Raw genomic sequence first — 9,763 nt, 5'->3', positions numbered from 1 at the left:
TCCAGGGTGGCAGTGACCTTTTTGAGCCGGTCAAAACGGAAACTGCGCCACTCTTGCTTTTCTACATCAAATACTCGAATACTATGCGGATCTGGTTCTTTTCGAGGCTTTTTGCTTTCACGCACAATACCATCCACTGGCGCAGTAGTTGATACCGGCTTTGCTACACTAACTGGAATTCTGCTATGATCCAGGGTACACAACATGTCACGGTCAGTGCCGTCTGCTTTGGTAAACGTTATGTTGATCTCACTATTTTTCAGCAGTCCTCTCACCCATTCACGTATTTGTTCTTTGATTTGATCATCACCTTCTTGATACTGAGTACCTGGCACACCTCGGAGCAGGCGAACCACTTCATCTTTTTCCCACATACCACCCATTTCACAATCTCCTTTAAAGGTTAATAAACGTTTTTTAATCATGCCCACTTCAATAAAAAAATCATGTACTTTTGCTCATCCACAATGTTGACTCCGCGCTGGAATCCAAATATGGTATCATCTGAGGGTAGCAGTTGTATGCCCCAAGTGTCTCTAAACCATGTGATTGTGTCTGCACCTGTAGTGCAATTTTTTTGACCTTCTTCGGACATTCTGCACCGTTGCATCTGTGCCCAAAAAGAGACCTCACCCAGTATGGTGTCCAGTCTGGCCGCAGGAGTGGAATACAGGTCTTTCATGCCCATTCACCGCCCAGTCGTTTCCAGGCCAGTCGTTGTTCCATGTGTGTTTTGAACTTTTCTGCTTCGTATTGGTCACAAAATCTCACACCAGGGATTGTGTATCGGGCCAGTCGCTCGGCCAAGTGCCTTCGGCTGTGTTCTTCCAGCCATAACATGCCAGAAATGTGCATGGTGCTCCAATCATTGTCACGTCCGGACTCTTGCACACCAATCATGGCTTCGTCCACACCCACATAGTCAAACATGATTTCTAACAGGGTGAGAACCTTGGCAGGATTGTTGACCACGTTGTATTCATAGCCAGGCCAGGTCACTGACCAAGAGCCATTGGGCAAGTCATTGACTACAAAATAGTTGTTAGCCACGACGCATCTTTCGTTTCTTGCCTTCATTGGAGTTATGTGCAACATATTTCCACATATCTCTATGTCCTGGTTGTGAATAGTATTCTTCTTTGAGTATTTTTTTGATATCACCATTTACATCTACTACGATAACTTTACCTGACAATTTTTTCTTTGTTTCCTCTGAAAAAGTTTGTTTTTTTCTGGCTTCTTTTATTTTTTGTTTAGTAATATTAGATACCACACGTTTTTTTATTTTCTGTATGTGATCAAAGGACAATTTCTTTCCTTTATGTCCAGCACTAATTTTTAGCCGAGTTTCTTCGGTTACAATATGTCCTTTTAATTTTGCAATTCTCTTGTCTATTGTTTCCTGGGATTGTTTTTTACCTAAATTTGCTTCTCTTAATCGTTGTTTATTCTCGTCTGACCGAGGAATTTTGTTCCCTGGAGATACTCCAGTTTTTCCCCTGTTCCAAGGAATACTACCTTTTCTTGAGACTGACATTTTTTTCTTAGATTCTTCGGAATGTGGGTTATATATTGTTCGACCGGTTGCACCGCCATCAATTCCATTTTCAATAATTTGATTTGCCCATATCTTTTTGTTATTTTCGTTTACAGCATTAACAATATCGTTGTCTTTAGAAAATTGTGTTGCTATACTCATACATTCTTCTTGCAACATACAATATCCAATAACATCAGTCCTTACATCGTATCCATGTTCTTTTAAGTGTCTCAACCAATATATTCCGGATCCGCGATATTTGAAAGGGTCTCCGGTGGTCTTACCAAAATATTTCAATCCGGTAATGTTATGTGTTTTGACATATAAGTAGGTCGGTATAAATTTTTTCATACTTGTATTTATACCTATCATCTTACTAACAGTGTATTATCGTCTCATCGAGGCGGCGTCTATTGCCTCTTGCCGGTTGAACACAGGTTGCAAACAGGATTTATGTAGAACGGTCACTCCAATAATTTCTGTGCCTGTATACTGCGGATTTGCTTTGCTAGATACTACTCCCGAATGCCCAGTGTCGCGGCTTGGAATATGAGCAGTACCTGCACGATCTGTGACGCTGGTCAATCGGTATACCAATGGCTCGGCCTTCATTGCTCGCTTACGACGCTTATCTTCTGCGTCCACTTCCCACTTCTTTTGCAATTCTTTCCAGGATGCATCAAGTTCACGTGCCTTGCGAGCCTCGTTTGCATTGCGGAACTTGACCCGGCCTTTTTTACGACCGTTGAGACTAAGACTGGGATGGTGTAGATGCATGCTCATTAGGCAGGTCCTTTGCTAGTAGTTCAAAACAAAAATACTCGTCACAGAGACTGCCGGGGTCTTCTGCTCGCTTGTGTAGTCGGCAATGACCATCGCCGGTGTAGGCACCGCTCTCATCTCCGTTGAATTGGAAGTAGGCACAGTGGTCACAGCACAGGGCTCGTTCATCGCAATTGGGGCAGAGTTTCATTTTTTCAATAACTCCATGGTGTATTCTACGTCACGCATGTGTGCCACAGGCTGGAGCCAACCGCGGCCAATGCACTCGGCAATGATCAGTTTGTACTCTCGCGGGCATACTTTGCTGACTTCAAAACTGGCTCTGGGCACTATTGTAAGTCCGTTGGGCGAGAATTTGAAGTCGGCGTCTGTTGAACGCAGAGTTTTGTGTGGGCGACCTGTGCTAATCTTAATCATGCTTTATTATAGCATATTCAGGATTTTGTGTCAAGTAGTACTTTTTACTTAAACAGGATCAAGGCCATGAATCCGGCTTGCAGTATGAACCCAAAACCAATGGTGATGATGTTCAACATGTCTCTCAAGACCACAGCCCGAAGGAACAGCAGAACCAGACCGCTCCAGAGAAACAGGATAATGTCCAGTCCCGGAGTTTTATCGCTCAGTCCGGTCATCAAGGCCAGGAAACTGGGCAGGGTTGCACAATGCAACACAATGGCCGCCAACCAGCCCAGAGTGTCTGCTGAAAGTCGTGCCAGGCTGTTGGTAATGTAGTCACGAATAGCAATGATTGTGACAGGCAGATTGAAAGGCATTAACGTTCTCCGTAAAAGATGTGACGGCCAATTTGGTCAATTTTGGGCAGTTTCCAGCCTGGGCTGACATAGTCTGCGTGATAGTACAGTGCGTTCTTTAAACCCGGTAATCTAAAGTTTTCTAACAAGACCTTTTTGGCCACCAGTTCTGATTCGGCCCACAAGGGCGGATGTACTGGTCGAGTTTTGTGTGTGGTCTCGCACACCCAACTGAACTGGCAAATCACCTTTTGGTAGAAAACGTTTTTCTGATAGATCACCCCGCAGACTGAATCACCAAATTTCCCGTGGGCCACACGATTCATTGTGACTTGTGCCACAGCAACTTTGCCTTCAAAAGGCTCTGATGCTGCTTCCCAGTAGATGTTGCGAGTCAGGCATTCTAACTGCTTGATCTTTTCTGTAGTGCTGACATAGCCCGCTGGCATGGATTCCACGCCTGAGCGAAGTTCATTGAGCTTGTGATTGCATACAGCAATCACGGCCAGGGCAATGATCCAAAGTCCTGCGACTCGGAAGGCCCGTAGACTCCAAATTGCGAGTTGATCGCTGATATGGTTAACTTGTGCTTTCATGGTAGTTTTACTTACTCAATGGTTACAGAACCGGACAAAGACCGGGCCGAAATGGTGCCGTTTTGTGGTAAACGGCGTACTTATCAGGTGATGTTAGGCTTAGGCATGCTCTTCAGTCGCTTCCACATGTCTGCTTTCTCTCGGCACTTCTTTTCTAACTTGCGGTACTGTTCACCTAGTCGACGCAATTCATCCCATTCTTTTTCCAGTTCAGGATTAGGTGTCAAGATGTTTAATCGCTCTTCAACTTTTTCCATCCAAGTCTTGAGACTCTTTTCGTTGATCAAAAGATCGGCATCTTCACCTTTGATCTGGATTGTATTGGGCTGAATGTTTTGATTGGCAAAAGTATAATCACCGGTATTATTGGTAGTTGTGGTCCACACAGGACTGCCGACACTGATACTAGTAGCACTTGTTCCACCAATTGTTACATTGGGTACAGCACCATATGAGGGATGACTTGTGCCACCACTAGATACACTATAAGTTGTGAGCGGATCAATAGGCTCTGCGGTCCACTCAAAGTAAGTGTCTTCTAATGATTTTGTGTTGAGTTGGTCAAGTAATTCGCTGAGGCTTTCTTCTGTAGTAGCCATGAACCGTCCTTTTGATCTATCCATTCTACTTTGTCGCCTACTTTCCATCCGATTTCGGCACACAGTTTATGACCCAAATCCAAGAGCAGTTCTCCGGGATTGTCAGGGTCGTCAACTACATTTGCGGTCCATCTGTTTTTGTTTGTCATATTGTTTTTCCAGCGGTTGGTGCCAAATCAGTACCCGAGCCAACTTTTCTTGTACCAGTTGTTCTCTTTGTGCGGGTGTCATTATGACCGGCCATTCAGTTTGTAGTTGACTATCTTTTACAATCATTTAGCGGCAGTAGCCAATGCTTCTTTTTCTGTAGTGATTTCTTTGCGACGCTCTTTGATGCCCTTGCTCATTTCTTGCAAGGCTTTGCGGGCACGAGCGGCGGCGGCTTTAACGCCTTTGTCGGTAAACTTGGCATTCTCGGCCAAGTAGGTTTCATAAGCGGCTACGATTTGTTCGTGTTGTGTCATTTGTTTCTCCTTTTCAATTGACTAACCTAAGTTATCTTTTAATCTTGCTCTAAAAGCAACTCTTATACTGGGTGTATCTTCCGGTCCAGTATTACACTGCCTTGGCAATGTCTTGTGCAGGCATCTACCGTCATAAACGATCACACGCCCGGGAACAGGGCTGATCATTTGACCACGGTCAGCCCATCCAATATGAAAATCTCTACGCTGTTGATTTTTTTTTCTATGAAATTGTTGATGATCACCTGTTGTGCCTTCTGGGTCTTCGGGAAAGATCATGAACTCTCCGGCCCAACTTGGATACCATTCATCATTAAGTACGCACAGAATAGTCACAGATGAGTCGTCCTGTAAATTGGGATTGTCCCTGTGTACATATCCCATGGAGTTCCAAACAAGTGGACTGTGCGTGGCATTTAGATACACTCGCCAGCCAGGTACTAGATTGGGGGTTAACGGATCTGGTGGCACTCCCGGATGAAACATTCCTTCTGGATATCCTGCTATCTCGTATCGTGATCCCAGTATCTTGTTAATTTTTTTCCAAAGCAAATAAATCAAAAAATGATCGCGTTCGAGGGTGCCTTCGTCACTGGCCAATGGGCTACGATGCATGCCGGCCGCAACGGATTCGATAAATTTTCTTTTGGCATCGACCCAGGCACCGGATCCGTCTACCGGTCGGTATTCAGTCAACTGATTCGGCGTTGAATGTATCAGTTGTTGATGCCAAGTTAAATTTTGTGCATATTCAAACACTTTCTTTAACATATCTGCATCGATTTGATTGTCAAATACTTCAACTTTGTAAGGAATATTCATAAGGTGTAATAATATTTATAGAACGCATTTGTCTGTAATAACATTTTGTATTATACAGTTGTGCAACAGAGATGTCAACCGTTAGTCAAGATAAATGTGCCGTTTCATCCAGGTATCCCAGACCGTGACCGAGTCCATGTTGTGAGACCAGGTCACGCGAAACTGTTCGAACGCACGTTGATCATGAAGCATCATTCGGTTGCCCGAGATGTTGGCGTGTTCGATTCGATTTTGTTTGATCCAGGCTCGAAACATGGATTCGGCTTTGTCGTTGTTGCGCAGGATCACAATGTACAGTGGTTCCACTGCACGATAGTTAGGTATGGTCATTAATGGATAGTAGCGTCCTTGGGGACTTGTTTTGGTGTGCTTTTATTTAATTCCACGAGCATGGCGCCGAACTTTTCATCCAGTTCCAACATTTCATTGTCATGTTGGGCAGCCTTGGCGTCTGGTACTCCCAACAATCTCATCATGGCACCCATATGCACCAAGGTAATGTTGTTGCCGTAAAGCACACCCATGACTTCGAGCATGACACTTTGAATGCGCTCATGTAAGTAATCATCTGGTTCAAGCATAGTATTAATTATGTGCCCGAACAAAAAGCCATAGAAAAGCGGCCCGAAAGCCGCCTTTTTGGCACTCCAGTGTGCTTATGCTGTCACAGCAGTCTTGGCAGTGGTCTTGGGTGCAGAGGCTTTCACAGCCTTGACCATGACTTCACCTTGCTTGGCGACCTTTGACTTCTCAGCCAATTTGTTGGCCACAGCATAGCCAGCGTCGCCGTCTGTAATGCCCTGCTCAGTCAAATACTGAAGAGCCTCTAACTTGGTCATTGCACGGGGCAATTCTACCAAGTTGATGTTGGTGCATTTGGCCTTGTTAAGAATCTTAATGCGGGCTACCAAGTCGTTCGCAAAGCGAGCCTTAGTAGTACCATCGGAGTTTGTTGCAGTGCCCGCCACTGTAAAGAGTTTGTCTGCTGACATGATAGGTTGCCTTTCAAAGTTGCCTAAAGTTTAAAATAATGTTGCGTTAACAACATATCTAAATTATAGCACCAAACGGTATGTGTGTCAACCATTTTTTGCTACAATCAAGATTCGATTTGCCCGTTTTACTGGGCCAGTTCCTTGCTTTGGGTTTGGATGGTTTGAACGCCTTTGTCAAACATTCGAGCAATGCCCGAAAATCCAACGGCACTGACCACCAAGCCTAGAATGAATCCAATTATGAGTTTGCTCATGACATGTCCTTAGATAATGCTCACACGGTTGAGTTGAGTAGAGCCGTCTCTGTGAGTCTTGACGGTTCCTACAATGGTATGCGTTGCACCTCGGGCCAGTTCATGGCGGTATGCAAAAAACACAGCAGAGTTATCTGCGGTAACAGCAGTGGCATACCAGGTGTTCCATTGCTGACTGTAGTTGGATTTCACAATCTCCACGTCCAGTTGGACTTTGACACCGGGGGTGCCGATCAAGGCGCCGGATGTTTGGCGCACTCGTTCCTGAACTGCTTGGCGCTCTAAACTGCGAGCATGACTTGCGGGCAGACACGCCACCACAGCCAATTCCAACTTGTGTTTCACAGTATCAAAGTCATCTTCAACTGCCAGCACTTTACTGACAGAGCCATCAAACTCTGTGAGTTTGTTTTTAAGAGCACGGAAGGTGATGTCGTTTTGCAAGAACTTACGGCACTCCTGACCTTGTGCAATATCTTCCACAGTGAGTAGAGCAGGGTTGGCCAAGATGTCGAGCATGATGTCGCGGTTGCGACGTTTGTCTACCACAGTATTGCTGGACGTTTCTGGATCAACCTTGTACATGGTCTCTTTAACGTAAGAGCCATTGATACGTTGTGCCGCCACTGCCGCACCCCACACATTGTCCACAGAGTGAGTAACACCTGCGGGCTTGGCCCGGGGTTTCCAAGTTTGACGTGGCTGATATGTTTCAGCGTCGGCCGCATGATCCATCATGCGAACTTCGCGGGCTGTCATATTTGATACGTCTACAAATCCTGGCATACTGGCTCCTTGTGTCTTAATATGTGTATATTATAGCAGTTCGGCAATTATTGGTCAACCGTTTCCACGGCTTGCATGGCTTCTGCAAGTGGTGTTAACTTATTACTTAATTCAGTAGAGCCGTAAGTGTCGCCCACATACCATACACCATCTTTTATCACATAGTAAAATTCAGCACCGCAACCTTTGGTACGGTCCAGGAAGTCTTCAAACGTGTGATCTACTGACCAGGTGCATTCTGTTTCGCCGCGATCGCGATCGTAAAAGGTACACATGTTGCCATAGCGTTCTTCATAGTCGCTACCAGCATCAGCATCTAAACAAGAGAAAGGATGCTTGACGCCAATATCAGGGCGCAGGCTTGACAAGTCGCCCAGGGCAACCAATTCATTGGCTTTGGAGGAATCATAGTGCTCTTGCAGGATGGCACCATTGTGTTCAAGATAGCCGTCCCAATGACAATAAATTGACTTGGCAACAGGACCGTGCATGACTGCAATACGACTGCGTGTACCCATTTTGAACCCCTTTTTAGTTTCTATACAAGTATTATAGCAAAAAGGGAATATTTGGTCAACCTGACATAAATAACATTAAGATAGTACTCAAGTACTACTTTTGATTTAGTAGTAAAGTATTACTTTTTCTAGCATAAATACTGCATCAAATGGAGAATCAATGTCAACAAAAACAATCCGCTGGGTACTAGCCCACGAACCCCTAGATATCTTTTTACGTGCCGCTGAAAAATTTGCTCAGCAGGTTTCGTTGGCTTCTGATGGCGAATTAGAAGTTGAAATTTTAGGCCTCAAAGAGTATGCCGCCAAGTACAACAACGGAGTGGCTGTGAGTTACCCTGAATTGGTAGAATATCTCAATGCTGGCAAATTAGAAATCAGCCAGATGTACACTCACTGCCTGGGCAAGTATGCTCGTGACATGCGAGTGCTTGATTTGCCATTCTTGTTCAAAGATGACGACCATGCCGCTCGTGTGTTGGATGGACGCATTGGTCAAAACATCCTGCGCGGTTTGAGTCTCAACGAAGGCACCAAAAACGTCAAAGGTATGGCTTTCACATACTCAGGTGGTTTCACTGTTATCAGCGCCAACCGGACAGTTGATTCTGTAGAGGATTTACAAGGACTGCGAGTTCGTGTGCCACACAGTCCTGTGGTCCACACCTACTTCAAAGAGTTGGGCATGGAGCCAGTGGGTATGGAACTGGATCAAATGCCAGCCGCATTCGAAGCGCAGACAATCGATGCCGCAGAAATTACCTATCGCAGACTGTACGAAGCACAAGGACAAGATCACACAGAATCTATCCTGCACTCAAATCATGACTTGTTCTTGACCAGCATTATCTTGAACCAAGACTTCTGGAACACCCTGAGCGAAGACTTGCAAACTGTGGTCCGTGAAGCCGCATTGTTGGCCGCACAGAGTGAGCGTGAAGAAGCCATTGCAGATGATGTTGTTCATCGTGCTCACTGCTTGGATGATGGTATCGTGGTTAAAAACATGAGTGCCGAGCTTGAACAACAATTCCGTGATAGATCAGTCAACGTGTATGCCAAATACGCAGACTATTTTACTCCTGGATTGATCAACAAGATCAAATCAGCATAAACAACCAAGCCCACACTAAGTGGGCTTTTTTACGGCTTCTTTAATTGATCACAAGGTGCTTGAAATAGTCAAAGTGCTGTTGTAAGGTCCATGTCTCCGGACCAATAGCAGTGCCATCATGTGTTTCATAAGTGGCATCAAACACTTGTGTATAACGTCGGAACGGTAGCCACATGTCTGGCGTAGTACTGGCCCATCCTGCTTCTTTGAGTGCGGCATGCTTTGTTCGGCTCAACCTCACGGTGGGTGCATTCAGAGACTGCTCCACAGAAATGGCACTGGCCAAAAGTAAATCACGAACACGTGCCGCTGGAATCAAATGCTCAAAGTCACAATCCTCATCTGCGCCAACTTCGTGATAGTGTGCTTTCATACCGTCACGTTGTTGAATACAGTACTCGTGATATCTACGTAGATACGTATCAATATCGTTGCGTATCTCTCTCAACAGTTGTTGATCGTTTTCGACAGCATGATACTCAGTAACCAAGCGAACCAAGTTGCGTCTACAGTAGTCGGCTACTGTTTGATAAGTGT

18 protein-coding genes are annotated in these 9,763 nt (G+C 45.1%); 1 reads left to right on the top strand and 17 read right to left on the bottom strand.

The genetic code is table 11. The features are described from left to right. From ABW391_RS13470 to ABW391_RS13395, 16 genes are all read right to left on the bottom strand, one after another. The coding region (locus ABW391_RS13470) for an SH3 beta-barrel fold-containing protein (RefSeq protein ID WP_353482400.1) at positions 1-425 on the bottom strand (425 nt) is incomplete at its 3' end. Positions 426-678: 253 nt separating this feature from the next. Next, positions 679-1,050, bottom strand: a complete 372-nt coding sequence (locus tag ABW391_RS13465; protein ID WP_353482399.1) for a hypothetical protein — start codon at positions 1,048-1,050, stop codon at positions 679-681. Then, positions 1,043-1,891 carry an NUMOD3 domain-containing DNA-binding protein gene (locus tag ABW391_RS13460; protein WP_353482398.1) on the bottom strand — a complete coding sequence of 283 codons (849 nt, stop codon included), beginning with the start codon at positions 1,889-1,891 and terminating at the stop codon, positions 1,043-1,045. The genes ABW391_RS13465 and ABW391_RS13460 overlap by 8 nt, the downstream gene beginning before the upstream one ends. 36 nt (positions 1,892-1,927) lie before the next feature. Beyond that, positions 1,928-2,323 (bottom strand): hypothetical protein, encoded by a 396-nt coding sequence (locus ABW391_RS13455; RefSeq protein ID WP_353482397.1) that lies wholly within the window; start codon positions 2,321-2,323, stop codon positions 1,928-1,930. A gap of 186 nt (positions 2,324-2,509) precedes the next feature. Beyond that, a complete protein-coding gene (locus ABW391_RS13450) occupies positions 2,510-2,740 on the bottom strand; it encodes a hypothetical protein (RefSeq protein ID WP_353482396.1) in 231 nt (76 codons plus the stop codon). Between the two features lie 44 nt (positions 2,741-2,784). Beyond that, positions 2,785-3,099: a hypothetical protein gene (locus ABW391_RS13445; protein ID WP_353482395.1), complete on the bottom strand. Its 315-nt coding sequence runs from the start codon at positions 3,097-3,099 to the stop codon at positions 2,785-2,787. After that, a complete protein-coding gene (locus tag ABW391_RS13440) occupies positions 3,099-3,674 on the bottom strand; it encodes a cell wall hydrolase (protein ID WP_353482394.1) in 576 nt (191 codons plus the stop codon). Before ABW391_RS13440 ends, ABW391_RS13445 begins: the two co-directional genes overlap by 1 nt. 83 nt (positions 3,675-3,757) lie before the next feature. Then, positions 3,758-4,273: a hypothetical protein gene (locus ABW391_RS13435; protein WP_353482393.1), complete on the bottom strand. Its 516-nt coding sequence runs from the start codon at positions 4,271-4,273 to the stop codon at positions 3,758-3,760. Between the two features lie 272 nt (positions 4,274-4,545). Then, complete coding sequence (locus tag ABW391_RS13430) at positions 4,546-4,737, bottom strand: Hc1-related histone H1-like protein (protein WP_353482392.1); 192 nt, start codon at positions 4,735-4,737, stop codon at positions 4,546-4,548. A 21-nt stretch (positions 4,738-4,758) separates the two neighbouring features. Beyond that, a complete protein-coding gene (locus ABW391_RS13425; RefSeq protein ID WP_353482391.1) occupies positions 4,759-5,559 on the bottom strand; it encodes a hypothetical protein in 801 nt (266 codons plus the stop codon). 81 nt (positions 5,560-5,640) lie between these two features. Continuing rightward, positions 5,641-5,889 (bottom strand): hypothetical protein, encoded by a 249-nt coding sequence (locus tag ABW391_RS13420; RefSeq protein ID WP_353482390.1) that lies wholly within the window; start codon positions 5,887-5,889, stop codon positions 5,641-5,643. After that, positions 5,889-6,140, bottom strand: coding sequence for a hypothetical protein (locus tag ABW391_RS13415; protein WP_353482389.1), 252 nt, complete (start codon positions 6,138-6,140; stop codon positions 5,889-5,891). The genes ABW391_RS13420 and ABW391_RS13415 overlap by 1 nt, the downstream gene beginning before the upstream one ends. 75 nt (positions 6,141-6,215) lie before the next feature. Beyond that, a complete protein-coding gene (locus ABW391_RS13410) occupies positions 6,216-6,551 on the bottom strand; it encodes a hypothetical protein (protein WP_353482388.1) in 336 nt (111 codons plus the stop codon). 128 nt (positions 6,552-6,679) lie between these two features. After that, on the bottom strand, positions 6,680-6,808 hold the full coding sequence (locus ABW391_RS13405; protein WP_353482387.1) for a hypothetical protein: 129 nt from the start codon (positions 6,806-6,808) through the stop codon (positions 6,680-6,682). Between the two features lie 9 nt (positions 6,809-6,817). Next, positions 6,818-7,567: a hypothetical protein gene (locus ABW391_RS13400; RefSeq protein WP_353482386.1), complete on the bottom strand. Its 750-nt coding sequence runs from the start codon at positions 7,565-7,567 to the stop codon at positions 6,818-6,820. A gap of 74 nt (positions 7,568-7,641) precedes the next feature. After that, positions 7,642-8,112 carry a hypothetical protein gene (locus ABW391_RS13395; protein WP_353482385.1) on the bottom strand — a complete coding sequence of 157 codons (471 nt, stop codon included), beginning with the start codon at positions 8,110-8,112 and terminating at the stop codon, positions 7,642-7,644. 160 nt (positions 8,113-8,272) lie between these two features. Here ABW391_RS13395 and ABW391_RS13390 point away from each other — a divergent pair, with 160 nt between their 5' ends. After that, positions 8,273-9,226: a TRAP transporter substrate-binding protein gene (locus ABW391_RS13390; protein ID WP_353482384.1), complete on the top strand. Its 954-nt coding sequence runs from the start codon at positions 8,273-8,275 to the stop codon at positions 9,224-9,226. Positions 9,227-9,266: 40 nt separating this feature from the next. Here ABW391_RS13390 and ABW391_RS13385 read toward each other — a convergent pair. Beyond that, positions 9,267-9,763: hypothetical protein (locus tag ABW391_RS13385; protein WP_353482383.1), on the bottom strand; the 497-nt coding region annotated here is incomplete at its 5' end.

It is taken from the genome of Haliscomenobacter sp. (assembly GCF_040403615.1).
Lineage (GTDB): Bacteria > Bacteroidota > Bacteroidia > Chitinophagales > Saprospiraceae > Haliscomenobacter.
Note: the sequence above shows the minus strand (reverse complement) of the source record. Positions and strands in the feature narration are given on the sequence as shown.